This is a genomic window from Vreelandella sedimenti (genome assembly GCF_013416325.1).
Classification (GTDB): Bacteria; Pseudomonadota; Gammaproteobacteria; order Pseudomonadales; family Halomonadaceae; genus Vreelandella; species Vreelandella sedimenti.
Genome location: NZ_JACCGK010000015.1, coordinates 124221 through 139649 on the forward strand (window position 1 = coordinate 124221; position 15429 = coordinate 139649).

General features: G+C 55.6%; 16 protein-coding genes. 2 read left to right on the forward strand and 14 right to left on the reverse strand.

Features of this window, described 5'->3' with window-relative positions; all coding sequences use genetic code 11:
- Both dinG and rhlB read right to left on the reverse strand, forming a co-directional pair.
- On the reverse strand, positions 1-2130 hold the full coding sequence (dinG, locus tag HZU72_RS17265; protein ID WP_180094319.1) for an ATP-dependent DNA helicase DinG: 2130 nt from the start codon (positions 2128-2130) through the stop codon (positions 1-3).
- 5 nt (positions 2131-2135) lie between these two features.
- Positions 2136-3410 carry an ATP-dependent RNA helicase RhlB gene (gene rhlB / locus HZU72_RS17270; protein WP_180094321.1) on the reverse strand — a complete coding sequence of 425 codons (1275 nt, stop codon included), beginning with the start codon at positions 3408-3410 and terminating at the stop codon, positions 2136-2138.
- A gap of 144 nt (positions 3411-3554) precedes the next feature.
- Here rhlB and HZU72_RS17275 point away from each other — a divergent pair, with 144 nt between their 5' ends.
- Together HZU72_RS17275 and xthA are read left to right on the forward strand one after the other, a co-directional pair.
- On the forward strand, positions 3555-3812 hold the full coding sequence (locus HZU72_RS17275) for a hypothetical protein (protein WP_022523848.1): 258 nt from the start codon (positions 3555-3557) through the stop codon (positions 3810-3812).
- Positions 3812-4639 (forward strand): exodeoxyribonuclease III, encoded by an 828-nt coding sequence (gene xthA / locus HZU72_RS17280; RefSeq protein ID WP_180094323.1) that lies wholly within the window; start codon positions 3812-3814, stop codon positions 4637-4639. Before HZU72_RS17275 ends, xthA begins: the two co-directional genes overlap by 1 nt.
- A 147-nt stretch (positions 4640-4786) precedes the next feature.
- Here xthA and HZU72_RS17285 read toward each other — a convergent pair whose 3' ends face one another.
- The 12 genes from HZU72_RS17285 to HZU72_RS17340 form a co-directional block, all read right to left on the reverse strand.
- On the reverse strand, positions 4787-5851 hold the full coding sequence (locus HZU72_RS17285; protein ID WP_180094325.1) for a tetratricopeptide repeat protein: 1065 nt from the start codon (positions 5849-5851) through the stop codon (positions 4787-4789).
- 4 nt (positions 5852-5855) lie between these two features.
- Positions 5856-6617, reverse strand: coding sequence for an energy transducer TonB (locus tag HZU72_RS17290; protein WP_180094327.1), 762 nt, complete (start codon positions 6615-6617; stop codon positions 5856-5858).
- Positions 6614-7021: an ExbD/TolR family protein gene (locus tag HZU72_RS17295; protein WP_180094328.1), complete on the reverse strand. Its 408-nt coding sequence runs from the start codon at positions 7019-7021 to the stop codon at positions 6614-6616. The genes HZU72_RS17290 and HZU72_RS17295 overlap by 4 nt, the downstream gene beginning before the upstream one ends.
- Positions 7014-7556 carry a MotA/TolQ/ExbB proton channel family protein gene (locus HZU72_RS17300; protein WP_180094329.1) on the reverse strand — a complete coding sequence of 181 codons (543 nt, stop codon included), beginning with the start codon at positions 7554-7556 and terminating at the stop codon, positions 7014-7016. Before HZU72_RS17300 ends, HZU72_RS17295 begins: the two co-directional genes overlap by 8 nt.
- Before the next feature lies 1 nt (position 7557).
- Positions 7558-8904 carry a MotA/TolQ/ExbB proton channel family protein gene (locus tag HZU72_RS17305; protein ID WP_180094330.1) on the reverse strand — a complete coding sequence of 449 codons (1347 nt, stop codon included), beginning with the start codon at positions 8902-8904 and terminating at the stop codon, positions 7558-7560.
- The gene (locus HZU72_RS17310; RefSeq protein WP_180094331.1) at positions 8901-9683 is read right to left on the reverse strand and encodes a DUF3450 domain-containing protein; all 783 of its coding nucleotides are present in this window, start codon (positions 9681-9683) and stop codon (positions 8901-8903) included. Before HZU72_RS17310 ends, HZU72_RS17305 begins: the two co-directional genes overlap by 4 nt.
- A gap of 212 nt (positions 9684-9895) precedes the next feature.
- Positions 9896-10297: an NUDIX hydrolase gene (locus tag HZU72_RS17315; RefSeq protein WP_180094332.1), complete on the reverse strand. Its 402-nt coding sequence runs from the start codon at positions 10295-10297 to the stop codon at positions 9896-9898.
- Between the two features lie 63 nt (positions 10298-10360).
- Entirely contained in the window at positions 10361-11332 is a 972-nt protein-coding gene (gene nrdF / locus HZU72_RS17320; protein ID WP_180094333.1) for a class 1b ribonucleoside-diphosphate reductase subunit beta, read from the reverse strand.
- Between the two features lie 132 nt (positions 11333-11464).
- On the reverse strand, positions 11465-13672 hold the full coding sequence (gene nrdE, locus HZU72_RS17325; protein WP_180094334.1) for a class 1b ribonucleoside-diphosphate reductase subunit alpha: 2208 nt from the start codon (positions 13670-13672) through the stop codon (positions 11465-11467).
- Positions 13654-14088, reverse strand: coding sequence for a class Ib ribonucleoside-diphosphate reductase assembly flavoprotein NrdI (nrdI, locus tag HZU72_RS17330; RefSeq protein ID WP_180094336.1), 435 nt, complete (start codon positions 14086-14088; stop codon positions 13654-13656). The genes nrdE and nrdI overlap by 19 nt, the downstream gene beginning before the upstream one ends.
- 9 nt (positions 14089-14097) lie before the next feature.
- Positions 14098-14319, reverse strand: coding sequence for a glutaredoxin-like protein NrdH (gene nrdH, locus HZU72_RS17335; RefSeq protein ID WP_008956787.1), 222 nt, complete (start codon positions 14317-14319; stop codon positions 14098-14100).
- Positions 14320-14584: 265 nt separating this feature from the next.
- Entirely contained in the window at positions 14585-15196 is a 612-nt protein-coding gene (locus tag HZU72_RS17340) for a superoxide dismutase (RefSeq protein ID WP_180094338.1), read from the reverse strand.
- Between the last annotated feature and the right edge of the window lie 233 nt (positions 15197-15429).

A 15429-nucleotide genomic window follows, 5' to 3' on the forward strand; every position in this document is an offset into this window, starting at 1 on the left:
CTAACGACTAATCTCGCGCCGAAATGGCGGCAGTGCATCCAGCAGTGCTTGTCCGTAGCGGCGGGTAATCACCCGCTTATCCAGCAAAGTGATCGTCCCGCGATCACTCTCTTTGCGAATCAAGCGCCCACAGGCTTGCACCAGCTTAATAGACGCATCGGGCACGCTAATGCGCATAAACGCATTACCGCCCTGGCTCTCTATCCACTCCGCTAACGTAGCACCCACTGGGTCGTCGGGTACCGCAAAGGGTAACCGTGTAATCACTACGTGCGTCAAATAGTCGCCGGGAAGATCGATACCCTCAGCAAAGCTCGCCAAACCAAAGATAATACTGCCCTCGCCCCTATCCACCGCGGCCCGATGACGCTCGATAAGCTCACGTTTAGGTAATGCATCCTGAGCGAGCACGCGCTCCTTCACACTCGCGGGCAGCGCTTTATCCACCGCACGCAGCTGGGCGCGGGAAGAGAACAGCACCAGCGCCGCCTCTTTGTCGGCCAACTCCGAGACAAAAGTCACAATCGCCCGCTCATGGGCCTCCCTGTCGCCAGGGTCAGTGGCCTCTTTAGGCACGCGCAGCACGGCATTGGCGTAATCAAAGGGGCTCGGCAGGGCCTGATAGCGGTAGCGATTCGCCAAGCCTGCACGCTCTTGCAGGCGCTCAAAGCGCCCCAGCGCGGTCAAAGTCGCCGAGGTGACCACCGCTCCATGGCAACGCCCCCATAAATGCTTGGCCAGGGTATGCGCGGCTGAAACGGGGCTAGCCGAAAACTCAACTTCCGGCTCCCCCGCTACACGGCTTAGGGTAATCCAGCGAGCGCTGGGCGCCTCATTAGCAACATCCTGCTCGCTGAAAGCCTGCCACAATGCATGCGCTTCTAAGGCCCGCCCATGAAGCAACGCAATGAGCGGCAGCCAGGTTTCTGCCTGCTCACGATCGAGGCCAGTCTGTTTATCGGGATCAAGGCTTTCGCGCAGAATATCGCTGATACTCTCGAGGCAGCGCGACAGTGAAGCAAACATCACCAATAGCTGTTGCGCCTGTTCCCGCAGGGCATCGGGCACTTGGCCCTTCTCAAAACGCGATTGATGGGTGGCCTCTTCGTCAGCCAAACCGTTTGGCCGCTCCGCCAACTGATGCCCCATACTAAACACGTCCCCCAGTGCGGGCTCCAGGTTATGAATCAGCTCCGGCAAGCTAACTAAAAGCCGCGACACTGTTGGCTGAATAGCCAATGCCTGATGAAGGTCGGTCAAACTGCTTCTCAGCGTTTTCAGCCAACGCAAGCAGCCGTGCACCGCAAAGCGGTGAGCAAAGTGGGAAAGCGCCTTCTCGGGCAGGTGGTGTCCTTCGTCGAAGACAAAGATGCAGTCCGCTGGGTCGGGCAGAATAGCGCCGCCGCCCAAGGCCAAGTCGGCAAGCACGAGGTCGTGGTTGGCGACAATAACGTCAGCGTTCTCAAGCTCTCGGCGGGAACGAAAAAACGCGCAGGCACCGAAGTGCCCACAGCGCCTACCCGTGCACTGGCGATGATCCACCGTCAGCCGCCGCCAGTGGGCATCCTCAATCGCCTCAGGCCAATTATCACGATCCCCTTCCCATTCGCCCTGACCGTAAGCTTGCGCCATATCACTGGCAATCACAGTGAAGTCGCTACTTTGTGTTTGTAGCGACTGCTCAAACAGCGATAGCGTCGGGTTGGGTTCAGTACCTTCAAGCGCCTGATCCAGACGTGCCACGCACACATAGCGGCCACGCCCTTTGGCTAATGCGTAGCGAAAAGCAATGCCGCTATGACTGGCCAACGAGGGTAGATCCTGATTCAGCACCTGCTCCTGAAGGGCGACCGTGGCCGTGGAAATAATCAGCCGCTTGCCCCGCGCTTTCGCGATCGGTAAGGCGGCGATCAGATAGGCCAATGTTTTACCGGTACCGGTACCCGCTTCAAGCACACAGACATGGGTATCGCTGGTGCGCTTACCCTCGTCGTCGCTCTCTATATTACCCAGCGTCCGGGCGATTTCGGCGATCATCATGCGCTGACCGTAGCGTGGGGTCAGCTCAAGGGTGTCCACCACGCGACGGTAAGCGTCTTGAATCTCACTTTTGAGGGCTGTATCGAGCATGCGGCTTAGAGCGTACCTTCCGGCGGATGCACGCAGGGCAGCTTGTCGTTGATATAGCGTTCGATTTCCGGCAGCGAGAAGGCATCCTCTTCACCGACGAAGCTAATCGACACACCCTTAGCACCAGCTCGACCGGTACGACCGATACGATGTACGTAGTCTTCTGGATCTTCCGGTAGGGTGTAGTTGATGACGTGGCTAACGTCTTCAATATGGATCCCACGGCCTGCAACGTCAGTGGCGACCAACACCTGAATCTCACCTTCGCGGAAGCTTTCCAGGGTTTTGATACGCTGATTCTGAGGCACATCGCCTGACAGCATCGCCACACTGACACCGGCTTTTTTGAGCAGGTCATCAAGCTTGCGAACTAAATCGCGACGGTTACCAAAGACCATCACACGCTCAAAGCTCTCTTGCTGAAGCAAATTAACCAGCAAGCGCTGCTTGTCGTCATCAGACACCAAATACACACGCTGATCGATGTCCGCCTGATTCTCAACGGTGACTTCGATCTCAACGTGGGCAGGATCAAGCGTCCATTGACTGGCGAGATTCAAGATATCGTCGGTAAAGGTGGCCGAGAAGAGGAAGGTCTGGCGCTCCTCTTTTTTCGGCGTGTAGCGAATAATCCGCTTCACATCGGGGATAAAGCCCATCGACAACATGCGGTCGGCTTCATCTAACACCAAAACTTCGACTTCATTGAGGTCGATATCGCGCTTCTGATGGAAATCCAACAGACGCCCAGGTGTTGCCACCAGAATATCGATCTTGCTGCCCAGACTTTCACGCTGCTTCTGGTAGTCCATACCGCCGACCACACTCGCCACGTTGAGCTGGGTGAAGCGTGCTAACGCTTTAGCATCCTTTTCGATCTGCAGTGCCAGCTCACGGGTGGGCGCAATAATCAAGGCACGCGGAGCCCCTGGCTTTTGACCATTGGGTGTTGGCTCTTCCAGGAAGTAGGCCATCACAGAGATCAAAAAGGCTGCGGTTTTACCGGTTCCCGTTTGCGCTTTGCCGACAATGTCGCCACCTAATAGCGTTTGGCGCAGGGCCTCCGCTTGAATAGGTGTGCAGTACTCAAACCCTTGGGCATGAATAGCGCGCATTAAGGGCAGCGGCAGATCAAAGTCATGAAAGCGCCACTTGCCGGCCACGGCGGGCACCTGAAACTGACGAAGATCCCAGTTCGACTGGCGACGACGCGGTTTACGGCGGCGACGTTTTGGCTTGCGATTCTGGGCCGGGGCTGTGGTCTGTTCCGACTCGCTCATAGGCTGTCTATCTGTCCATTGCTGTGGAAGTTGGCATCACGAAGTGCGCATTGTACCAGGGCTTGGCGATAAGAGCGCGTCCTGCTGTCGAAGGAGTCCCAAGGCCTGTTAGAATAGCCGTCAAATCGACGTAAGGAGCGCGACATGACGCGTAAGAAAAAAACTCGTTCACTGGCCGACAAGGTGACTATTCGTACCGGCCGGCGGAAAGATTATAAAAAATGGCGCCACGACAATCCCGACCAAGTGGCCCCTTCGCGCCGTTTTGTAGCGAAAAAGCAACAGCAGCGCAAACTGCAAGCGGTGAGAAAACTCGCTCGCCAGCAGAGCGGGCAAGATATTGCTATACACCCTGACAAATCGAGCAGTGACGCTAGCAAACCTAAGGGGGACGACTCGTAATGCGCTTGGTCTCGTTCAACATTAATGGCATTCGAGCACGACTTCACCAATTACAGGCGTTGATCGACACTCAGCAGCCGGACGTGATCGGGCTGCAAGAAACCAAGGTGCAGGACAGCGAGTTCCCGCTTGCCGACGTGGAAGCCATGGGCTACCACGTTTTTTATCACGGCCAAAAAGGCCATTACGGCGTCGCTTTAATGTGTCGTCAGGCGCCCGAAGAGATTTTTTACGGTTTTCCCGATGATGAGGAAGACGCTCAGCGCCGCATGATCGGCGTTCGTCTGATCGCAGAGGATAGAGAAGCCGTGACGGTATGGAACGGCTATTTTCCTCAGGGCGAAAACGTTACTCACCCGACCAAATTCCCCCATAAAGAGCGCTTTTATGGCCAGCTAGCGCGATTGCTCAACGAACAGCACCGTCCCGACGAGCGGCTAGCGATCATGGGCGACTTTAATATCTCGCCGGAAGATCAGGACATTGGCATTGGCGACGCGAACCGCAAGCGCTGGCTGCGTGAAGGCAAAACCAGCTTTCAACCCGTTGAGCGCGAATGGCTCGACGGCATTAAAGCTTGGGGGCTTACCGACAGCTATCGCCTCTGCTACCCGCAAAGCGATGACCGCTTTAGCTGGTTCGACTACCGCTCAAAAGGGTTTAACCAAGAGCCCAAGCGCGGCCTGCGTATCGACTATATTCTCGTCACCAAGGCGCTAGCTGAGCAGGTCACCGGTGCGGGCATAAACTACGACTTACGCGGCATGGAACGGCCCTCGGATCATGCGCCTACCTGGAGCGACTTCGATATTGCGCTTAAAATCTAGACCTCCCTGCATACGGCGTTAGGGCGCCGCGAGGGCGCTGTGAACCCATCTATGGGTGCTACTTTTTCCATCCCTGGAAAAGAGCCTCGCTTTACCCTATCGCCGATCCACTGTACTGGACGAACATCTTTTTCTACGTGAGATTAACTAGTTAAAGCTGGCCAGCCACTGCTCCGCCTCCTCGTCACCTAGCGAGGAGGCGAGGGCAAAAGCTTGTTTCGCTTGTCCATCCTCACCCCAGGCGTAAGCGAGTTGGCCATAGGCTCGCCAGTCGGAGGCAGTTTGCGTATGCAGCGCTAAGGTGTGCCAGGCATTCAGGGCCTTCTCAACGTCTTTGGCCTGCCTCCAGGCGTTGGCAAGCAAACGCAGATGGGTCTCATCGCGGACTATATCGCCCTCATTCAGCGCCCGCTCTAGATGCTCTGCCGCTCTAGCGGGGGTTCCGCCCGCGAGATGGAGTTGGATCAACAGCCAGAAATCTTCCTGCCCGGTCAACTTACCTAATTGCCACGCCGTCTCCCACAAGCCAGCCGCTACCCCTGACTGACCAGCCTGCTGAGCAAGCCCGGCGGCTTGGCGCCAATCGGCGGCGTCGCTTTGCGCATTCAAGCCATCCAGCAGCCAGCCCAATGCCTGATCGCCTTGTCCTGCATTGCGATACACAGCAAGCGCCAGAGTCTGCTGTACTTCGCTTAGCTCTGGCGTCTCATTAAGTGCCTGCTCTAACCGGTCAGCGGCGTCTTTCCAACGCTCCTGTTGCGCCAGCAGGCGGGTTAGCTGCCATGTAGTATCAATATCCTGCTGATTGGTTAACCACTCACTGAGTAACTCAATGGCCTGATCGTGCTGACCGGCAGCACGGCGCAGTGAGGCCTCCTCACGTAGCCAACGGGCGGCTTGGGCACTATCGATACCGTTTAAGCCACGGGCAATCGCCAGCCGATCCGCTGCCGCAGCATGCTGATCCTGACGCGCCAAGGCACCTGCCGCCAACTGCTGATAGAGCGCACTGGCCCACTGATCCGATTGGTTGCCGGATGCCAACCGCTCAGCCTGGGCCGTTGCCCGCTCAACGACCTGAGCCAACGCCCCCTCTTTTAACTGGCTTTGCAGCGCATTGAGGTCAGCAATCACATCGCCTTGCAGCGCAGGACTGGCCTGTGATGAGAGAGACCAAACGCTTAATAATAAAAGGCATAAAAGACGCTTCATTCCGCTACCTCAACTGAAACTCGATCCGCTGGGTGGCATTGCGTAACCGATCACTGGGTTCAAATTGCCACTGGCTAATTGCATCCCGTGCGGCATCGTCAAAAACGCGGCGCGGCTGGGCATTGGTGACGCGAATAGAGGAAGCCTCAACACTGCCATCGCGGCGAATTGTAAACGCCACTTCTACAAAACCCTCCATACCCCGACGCTGCGCGCGTGGCGGATAGCTGGGGTTCACCCGGCTGGTCGGCGTAGCTTGGCCAACACTCACCGGTTCGTTAGAGGGAGCGGGCTCAGCCGCTGGAGCTGCCTCGCGCTCAGCAGGTTCGCTCGGCTCAGCAGTTGTAGCGGCGGGCGCTGGCTCAGCAGGCGCTTCTCGCGGCGCAGGCTCCGGTTCGGGAACAGGTTCAGGCTGTGGCTCCGGCTCTACCTCGGTAAGCTCAGGGAGTTCACTGTCCATTTCAACCGGTTCAACGGGCTCATCCGGTAGCTCTACTTCCGGTAAACTGATAGTGCTTTCTGCTACCGGAGGCGGCTCGGGTGCAGGCATGGGCGGTGGCGCTTGCTGGGGTGCCGCTTCAACAGGTTGAGGTGTGGGCGCCTCCTGCTCAGGGGCCACTTCCGGCGCTTCAATCATGGTCATCGCCATGCTCATGGTCAGCTCTTCGGGCTCCCGCTCAGGGGGTGCCACTAGCTGGGCAAGCAGCCAGAACAAGCCCACCGCCAGCACGACACCTCCCAATAACGACAGCAGGTGGCGCATCATGACCCGCTCCGACTCGCCGCCACCGCCACTTGGTCAACACCCGCCTCACGTAGGCGATCCATCACCTCGATCAGCAAGCCCGTGGTGGATTCTCGATCCGCCTGGATAACCACTGAGCCATCATCACTTAACATATCGGCTACCTGCTGGCCGATCCGGTGGGCGTCCACGGGGCTGCCATCTACCCACACCGCACCCTCGGGGGAAATCGCCACGAGCACTTGGGCATCCGGGCGCGGGGTGGCGGCGCTGGATTCCGGCCGCTCAATCTCGACACCGCTCTCTTTGACAAAGCTGGTAGTCACAATAAAGAAAATCAGCATGATAAATACCACGTCGAGCATCGGGGTAAGATTCACCTCATTGCTCTCAGCAGTCGCATCTATGGAACGACGTCTACGCATCACTCTCCTCCAGTGCCCGCGCCAGGCGATCATGCAGCCGCTGGTCTTCGCGACGGATGACGTGCTCTAAACGACTAATAAATAGCAGCCCCACCACGGCAATGGCCATGCCGGTCAAGGTCGGCAGCGTCGCCCGGGCGACCCCGTCTGCCATAGCGCGGGCTTGATGGGTCTCACTCAACGAAAGGCTATCGAATACGCTAATCATGCCCGTCACGGTGCCTAACAAACCTAGTAACGGACATAGCGCGACTAACAGTTTTAACCATGGCAAGGGTTTTCGCAGCCTGGCGACCAGCGCCTCGGCCCACACCTGACGCAGTGTTCGGGCACTCCAGCTGGTGTGGTCGCTACGCGCCGCCCAGCGGCGCAACAGTTGACGCCGCGCTATACGCCAGGTAATTCGGTAGTACCACCAGCGCTCCATGGCCATGGCAAACACCAATACGGCCACGATGGCCAAAACCACCAGGACCGCGCCACCCGCCTCTACTAAGCGCTCAACGGGTTCGAGCCAGAGGGGAAGAGATGACATGTTAATTCACCACAGGCGTGTGAGATTCCAGATGATCCGCCAGTGTCGCGCTCGCCTGCCCTTCAATCACGTGGGTCAAGTAACGGCTGCGGCCTGCCAACGCTGTTTGCACAAACAGCAGCGGCACGGCGGTAATCAGACCCAGCACGGTAGTCACTAGCGCCTGACTGATACCGCCCGCCATAAGTTGCGGGTCGCCGGTACCAAAGACGGTAATCGCCTGGAAAGTCACGATCATGCCGGTTACCGTACCCAGCAGGCCGAGCAACGGTGCTATCGCGGCAAGCAGCTTCACCATCGGCTGGCTGCGTTCCAACCTGGGCAACTCGGCCAACACCGCTTCATCCAACCGTGCTTCCAGGGCTTCCGGAGTTTGATGTTTATCCATGCCTTCAAAGCGCAGTAGCACCCGCCCCAGGGGGTTATTGGTCCGCAGCTGGTCGAGAGATTGCCGCTGGCGATTAACGCGCAGACTGACCAAAATCAGATAGCCGTATTGGCCCAGGCCGATAATCAGACCCAGAATACCCAGCGCCACGACCACATAGCCAACGTACCCGCCCTGCTGGAAACGCTCCCATAAGCTGGGCTGCTGCGCCAAGGCTTCGAGCACGCTGCCCTGAGTGGGGTCGACGGCAAACAGCGCGCTTTCACCCTGGAAATATTCCGGTAATAGCTCAGCAATTTGTTGGGGCGTTCGCGGCATCACTGTCAGGCTACCGTCGCTTTCACCGCGCTGTAGTAGCTCGCTCTCGGTAAAAGCCGCAAAATCGCCTAACCGCACCAACTCACTTGGCGACACCTCGCCGCTGGCGTCCGCCACTGGCATTGAAAGCCGCTCGGCACGGCCGGTGCGCGCGGTTAGCGTCGCCAAGCGGTCTACCGCATTTTCCAACTGATGGCGCTCAAGCACTTCCACGCCATCTAAGCGCGGCGGCAGCGATTCTTCTTCGAGGGTGAGCAAGCTCTCTTCACCCAGCGCATTGCGAATTTCAGAACTATGCCGGGCAAGATTACTCAACAGGCCCGAAAGCGCTTCGCCCTGCTCCGCCTGGCGCGCATTTAGCTCGCTGGCTTGGTCTGCTTGCTCTGCCTGCTGTTCCTCTAGCGCCTCTTGCTGCTGCTGGGCCTCTTCATGCTCGGCGCGGGCTTGCTCCAGCGCAGCCTCTAAGGCTTGCTGATCATCCAGAAAGCTCATTAGCCGCTGCTGGTCACGCAATTCTGCGGCCTCTCGGGCTTCGCGCAGCGACGTTGCACTTTCAGTTTGCGCCATTGATGCGCCACTGATCGCTACCAGCCCCCATACAACGCAGGCATAAAAAAGTTGACGGAGAGTTAGTCGTCTCATGGTTGCTCTCCCTGCAAGTCATTGACACTAATCGAGAGCGGTAAAGTTAGTAGATCCGGGGCGCGCTGATCGTCTGCCATGCGCAACCCACTGCGCACTTCGCGCAGGTATTCGTCATCCAGCGGCTGCCATGCGCCATTTTCCGCGCGCCACACCCCGCCTTCGCGCCCATCAGGGGTTAGATAATAAAAACCGATACGACCAACACGTAAGAAATCCACTTCACGTTCGCGGCCATCCTGGCTTAAACGCCCCCGCCAGCTATCCATCTCACGGCCATAATCGAGCTCGACGCGCCAAGCTTCGAGCAGCCCATTAATGCGCTCAATGGTGTTTTCGCCCTGTTCATCAGGCTGGCGTTCAACCCGTGCCAGCCGCTCCTCTCGCAGAAAAGGCAGGTCACGTTCAATCCATTGGTTCAACTGCGCAGACATATTTTGTTCAATCACAGGCAGCGCTGCACGCGTCTCTTCAAGTGTATCCAAAGCAGTCGCTAGGCGCTGCTGGCGTTCGGCTTCTTCCGCTAAACGCCCGGTTAGTGAGGCATTGCCCGCCTCCATCTGACGCGTTTCACGCTCCAAGCGGCGCAACTCTTCCAACTGCTCACGGGTCTGCTCATCAGCAGCATCAATCTGCTCCTGAAGCGCTGCCTGGGTTTGCTGGGCTTCGACACTTTCGGCCGCTTGAGCCACTGCTTGTTCACTTGCCATCAGCGCGCCGCTGGTCAGCACTCCCGCTAACCACCATCCACGCAAGGCAAAGAAAGGCCTGTTCAGCACGTCGACTCTCCGTCACTGAGTAGCGGGCGGCGAGCACCGCCCAACTAGAAACTAATTAGGTATTAGAACGATTTGCGTTTATCTTTTACGGGTCATAGCCTACCACTAATAGAATAAATGACAATATTTATCATTAACGATCAGTTGATTTAGCTTACCTAACATGCATAAAAAAAGGCGCCCATCGGCGCCCGTTATCACAATACTCAAGCTTAATGGTTTACCACTACGTACTCTTTCGTCAGCGGTGCCAGTGGGAGTTGCCAAGCCTCTTCACGGGTTACCCATCTTGCTTCGGCTATTTCAGCCGCCGCCTCGACAGGCTCGTCGATAACAAGGCTAAACAGATACGCTTCGAGCATCATGTCCGACTCATTGGCAGCGGGAGCGGAGTGTATGCCTAATGGCGAAAGCTGATCGCTATTCACACTCAAGCCTAACTCCTCTTTCAGTTCACGGCACAACGCCGCTAGTGCGGTTTCACCCGCATCGATCTTGCCGCCAGGCTGCATAAAGAAGGACGTATTGTGCTTACGCACCAGTAGCAAACGACCATCGGGGTCGCTCACCATTGCTGCGGCAATTTTCAATACGTTAGCAGGGTTGTCTGGCATACCTCCTCCTTTATGCGCCTTTATCGATACCACCAGCTTATCTACTCCCCACTCATACGGCCATTAAAACGCCCAGTCGTCGTCTTCGGTGGCGACGGCTTTACCGATCACGTAGGAGGAGCCGGATCCAGAGAAGAAGTCGTGGTTCTCGTCGGCGTTGGGTGATAGCGCCGCCATGATGGTGGGATCCACATCGGTGACGCTGCTGGGGAACAGTGGCTCGAAACCAAGGTTCATCAGCGCTTTATTAGCATTGTAGTGAAGGAATTTTTTAACGTCTTCACTGAGACCTACCTCGTCATAAAGCGACTCGGTGTAGCGCACTTCATTGTCGTAGAGCTCCAGCAGCAGCTCGTAGGCGTAATCTTTGACTTCCTGCTGACGCGCTGGTGTCGCTTCCGCCATTGCCTGCTGGAATTTATAGCCGATGTAGTAGCCGTGTACCGCTTCGTCGCGAATGATTAGACGAATAAGGTCGGCGGTGTTGGTCAACTTGGCATGGCTTGACCAGTACATCGGCAGGTAGAAGCCGGAGTAGAACAAAAATGACTCAAGGAATACGCTGGCGACTTTGCGCATCAGCGGATCATCCGAGCGATAGCGCTCTAAAATCAGCTCAGATTTTGCCTGCAGCGTAGGATTCTCTTCACTCCAGCGAAAGGCATCGTCCACATCGCGAGTGGTGCAGAGCGTCGAGAAAATCGAGCTGTAGGAGCGCGCATGCACTGATTCCATAAAGGCGATGTTGGTGTAAACCGCCTCTTCATGGGGAGTGCGAGCATCTTCCATTAATACCGGCGCCCCCACGCTGCTTTGGATGGTGTCCAGCAGTGTCAGGCCCGTAAAAACGCGGATCGTCAGCTGCTTTTCTTTCTCGGTCAGCGTATTCCACGACTGAATGTCGTTCGACAGCGGCACCTTCTCGGGCAGCCAAAAATTACTGGTCAAGCGGTTCCACACTTCCAGGTCTTTATCATCCTGAAGCCGGTTCCAGTTAATCGCATCAACCCGCGATAAACGATGCATGGTATTCATATCACTCTCTCAAAGCCCGGCTATGAGAGCCGGGCTAGCAAAGCTTATTTATAAAAACTGGTTATAAAAAGCTTGTTTTAAAAACGAATGCTCAATAATAGATACAAGGCGTATCGACAAAAATCAGTACCATTACAGCGTGCAAGACACGCAGCCTTCTACCTCGGTACCTTCTAACGCGCTCTGGCGCAGGCGAATGTAGTAAAGCGTTTTGATGCCTTTGCGCCAGGCGTAAATCTGCGCCTTATTGATATCGCGCGTGCTTGCGGTGTCAGGGAAGAACAGCGTTAGCGATAAGCCCTGGTCGACGTGCTGCGAGGCTTCCGCGTAGGTGTCGATAATCTTTTCCGGACCGATTTCGTAGGCGTCCTGAAAGTAGTCAAAATTAGCTTCATCCAGGAAAGGCGCCGGGTAATAAACACGCCCCAACTTGCCCTCTTTACGAATCTCGATTCTCGCTGCCACCGGGTGAATACTGGAGGTGGAGTTATTGATATAGGAGATCGACCCCGTCGGCGGCACCGCCTGCAGGTTACGGTTATACAAACCGTGGGCCATCACCGAAGCTTTCAGCTCCTGCCAATCGTCCTGGGTCGGCAGCGCGATACCGCTGCGCTCAAACAGCCCACGTACTTTATCGGTGCGCGGCAGCCACGCCTGGTCAGTGTACTTATTGAAGAAGGTACCCGAGGCGTAGGTAGATTCTGCAAAGCCCGCAAACGACTCTTTGTGCTCAATCGCCAAACGATTCGACGCACGGATGGCATGGAAGGCAACGCAGTAGAAGTAGAGATTGGTAAAATCCAAACCTTCGTCAGAGCCGTAGTAGATATGCTCCCGCGCCAGATAGCCGTGTAGGTTCATCTGGCCCAAGCCAATCGCCCGCGACTTGGCATTGCCTTCGGCAATAGAGGGCACGCTGCGCAGGTTACTCATTTCAGAAACAGCGGTGAGGCCACGAATGGCGATTTCCACACTGGTACCGATGTCACCTGCGTCCATCACCTTGGCAATGTTCATGGAGCCCAGGTTACAGGAGATGTCCTGACCTATTTGGCGATAACCCAGGTCATCGTCATACTCGGTAGGCGTATTGACCTGAAGAATTTCAGAGCAGAGGTTGCTCATGTTGATACGGCCAGCGATCGGGTTGGCGCGATTAACCGTGTCTTCGAACATGATGTACGGGTAGCCCGACTCAAACTGCAACTCGGCTAAAGTTTGGAAGAAGGCCCGTGCATTGATCTTATGCTTACGAATGCGCGCATCCGCAACCATCTCTTGGTACTTCTCGGTAACGCTGATATCGCCAAACGGCACACCGTAAACACGCTCTACATCGTAGGGCGAGAACAGGTACATGTCGTCGTTGCGCTTGGCAAGCTCAAAGGTAATATCCGGAATCGTCACGCCCAGGGAGAGCGTTTTGATACGAATTTTCTCGTCGGCGTTTTCCCGCTTGGTATCCAAAAAGCGCAGGATATCCGGGTGGTGAGCGTTAAGATACACCGCCCCTGCCCCCTGGCGAGCCCCCAGCTGGTTAGCATAGGAGAAGGCGTCTTCCAGCAGTTTCATAATCGGGATGATGCCCGATGACTGGTTTTCAATACGCTTGATGGGCGCACCCGACTCACGAATATTACTGAGCAGAAACGCCACGCCGCCGCCGCGTTTTGAGAGCTGGAGGGCCGAGTTAATCGAACGGCCAATCGACTCCATGTTGTCTTCGATACGCAGTAGGAAGCATGACACCAGCTCGCCGCGCTGCTGCTTCCCGCAGTTCAAAAAGGTGGGAGTCGCCGGCTGAAAGCGGCCGCTAATGATTTCATCCACCAGCGACTTCGCCAGCGTTTCGTCGCCCCGCGCCAGGGTTAGCGCGACCATGCAGACGCGGTCTTCGTAACGCTCTAGATAGCGCTTGCCGTCAAACGTCTTCAGCGTGTAGCTGGTGTAGTACTTAAAGGCGCCCAAAAAGCTTGGGAAGCGAAACTTATACGCATAGGCTTGCTCGAACAGCGCCTTGATAAAGGTGAAGCTGTACTGGGCCAGCATCTCGGCTTCGTAATACTGCTCTTCGACCAGGTAATCGAGTTTCTCCTCTAACGAGTGGAAAAACACCGTGTTCTGGTTAACGTGCTGCAAAAAGTACTGGCGTGCCGCTTCGCGATCTTTATCCAGCTGCAGCTCGCCATTGGCACCGTACAGGTTGAGCATGGCGTTAAGAGCGTGATAGTCCAGCGTGCGCGCTTCTGTCTTCGCTGCTGGCCGTTTGGCCTCACCGTTTTTAGTGGATACGTCGTTCGAGGCTGAGTCTTTCGGCGCTAGGTTTGTCGTTTCCAAAACTCTTCTACTCCTTGACGGACATTGGCCACGTCATCGTCGGTGCCAAATAATTCGAATCGATACAGCAGCGGCACATGGCATTTTTTCGCAATAATGCGGCCAGCAAGGCCATACGCTTCGCCAAAATTTGTATTTCCCGCTGCAATCACCCCCCGGAGGAGGCTTCGATTATGTGTGTCGTTAAGAAAATGGATCACCTGCTTGGGCACCGCACCCTGCTCGCTTCCCCCACCATAAGTGGGGGTAATTAAAATATACGGCTGGGTGACTCGTGGAACAGGCTCATCTCGATTCAACGGCAGTCGCTTTGCGGCAAAACCAAGTTTTTCTACAAATCGATGGGTATTGCCTGATTTTGTAGAGAAGTAAACCAAACTGCCGGCGATAGGTGAAGGTGAGCAACTTGCCAGCATTTAAGTAACTTAAGCCAGCGCTTGAATGCGGTCTGGACGGAAACCCGACCAGTGATCCTCGCCGACGACTACAACAGGAAGCTGGCGATAGCCGAGGGCTTCGACTTCTTCTTGGGCACCAGATTCAGCAGTAATATCGATAACAGTGTAATCAAGCCCCTGCTTGTCGAGCGCGCGGTAAGTCGCGGTGCATTGAACACAAGCGGGCTTGCTATAAATTTGGATTTCCATGGCTATTTTCCTTTTCATAGCGGCATTTTTCGGGTAGAGCACATCTAGTGCCTGCCCTCTCTAAAAGATACGACGCATACTATATATAGACCAATGAAAAATCAATTCAAGCATATGTGGTATTTTTCATCCACAGGATATTGACAGCTAATGCCCAACCCTGCCCCTAAAACACTGCCCCCAGGCAATAAAAAAACCGCCCACTAAAAAGTGGACGGTTTTTAACAGCGCCGTGAACCGGCGCAGTTAGCGGCTCATAGCAATATTAGCTAATCGCAGCCTGGTAACGACGCTCAACGTCTTCCCAGTTCACCACGTTAAAGAACGCAGCAATGTAGTCAGGACGCTTGTTTTGATACTTCAGGTAGTAGGCATGCTCCCAAACATCCAAACCGAGCAGCGGTGTATTACCGTGCATCAACGGGCTGTCTTGGTTCAGGGTATTCTCTACCACCAATTTCTTTTCAGGGGTAATGGAGAGCCATGCCCAACCACTGCCGAAACGGCCAACGGCGGTTTTTTTGAACTCTTCTTTAAAAGTATCCAGACCGCCCAGCTCAGCGTCAATCGCTTTTGCGACATCACCCTGGGGATTACCACCGCCGTTAGGCGACATCATTTGCCAAAACATGGAGTGGTTGGCATGACCGCCACCGTTATTGATAACGGCTTGACGCTTGGCTTCTGGAACGCGATCTAGATTAGCGACCAGCTCTTCGACAGGTACATCTTCAAGACCCGTGCCTTCCAGCGTGGCGTTCAGGTTGTTGATGTAGGTTTGATGGTGACGAGAATGGTGAATCTCCATCGTCATCGCATCGATGTTTGGTTCGAGAGCGTCATATGCATACGGCAATTCGGGTAGTGTATGTGCCATATCATCATCTCCTTGAGTGGCTTTCGTTGCTTTCACTTACCTATGTGCGGTCAGCCCGCAGCCTTTTCAACCACCGGGGTGGTTTTTCTTACCTTTTGCCCCAGTACTTTAGTCAACTATTGCCAGTTTACCTAATACACCCGCCAAAAAAAAAGCCGACTTCAGACGAAGTCGGCCCACCGCTATTGAATCACTGTATTGATTACAGCTTGCTCTCGAGCTCGGGCAGGATC

What these genes read in the sequence shown, in the direction of transcription:
- dinG (WP_180094319.1), bottom strand. Translation starts at nt 2,130, where the DNA reads ATGCTCGATACAGCCCTCAAAAGTGAGATTCAAGACGCTTACCGTCGC.
- nrdI (WP_180094336.1), bottom strand. Translation starts at nt 14,088, where the DNA reads ATGCTGGCAAGTTGCTCACCTTCACCTATCGCCGGCAGTTTGGTTTAC.
- HZU72_RS17275 (WP_022523848.1), top strand. Translation starts at nt 3,555, where the DNA reads ATGACGCGTAAGAAAAAAACTCGTTCACTGGCCGACAAGGTGACTATT.
- HZU72_RS17285 (WP_180094325.1), bottom strand. Translation starts at nt 5,851, where the DNA reads ATGAAGCGTCTTTTATGCCTTTTATTATTAAGCGTTTGGTCTCTCTCA.
- rhlB (WP_180094321.1), bottom strand. Translation starts at nt 3,410, where the DNA reads ATGAGCGAGTCGGAACAGACCACAGCCCCGGCCCAGAATCGCAAGCCA.
- HZU72_RS17300 (WP_180094329.1), bottom strand. Translation starts at nt 7,556, where the DNA reads ATGTCATCTCTTCCCCTCTGGCTCGAACCCGTTGAGCGCTTAGTAGAG.
- nrdH (WP_008956787.1), bottom strand. Translation starts at nt 14,319, where the DNA reads ATGGAAATCCAAATTTATAGCAAGCCCGCTTGTGTTCAATGCACCGCG.
- HZU72_RS17290 (WP_180094327.1), bottom strand. Translation starts at nt 6,617, where the DNA reads ATGATGCGCCACCTGCTGTCGTTATTGGGAGGTGTCGTGCTGGCGGTG.
- nrdF (WP_180094333.1), bottom strand. Translation starts at nt 11,332, where the DNA reads ATGAATACCATGCATCGTTTATCGCGGGTTGATGCGATTAACTGGAAC.
- xthA (WP_180094323.1), top strand. Translation starts at nt 3,812, where the DNA reads ATGCGCTTGGTCTCGTTCAACATTAATGGCATTCGAGCACGACTTCAC.
- HZU72_RS17295 (WP_180094328.1), bottom strand. Translation starts at nt 7,021, where the DNA reads ATGCGTAGACGTCGTTCCATAGATGCGACTGCTGAGAGCAATGAGGTG.
- HZU72_RS17305 (WP_180094330.1), bottom strand. Translation starts at nt 8,904, where the DNA reads ATGAGACGACTAACTCTCCGTCAACTTTTTTATGCCTGCGTTGTATGG.
- HZU72_RS17340 (WP_180094338.1), bottom strand. Translation starts at nt 15,196, where the DNA reads ATGGCACATACACTACCCGAATTGCCGTATGCATATGACGCTCTCGAA.
- HZU72_RS17315 (WP_180094332.1), bottom strand. Translation starts at nt 10,297, where the DNA reads ATGCCAGACAACCCTGCTAACGTATTGAAAATTGCCGCAGCAATGGTG.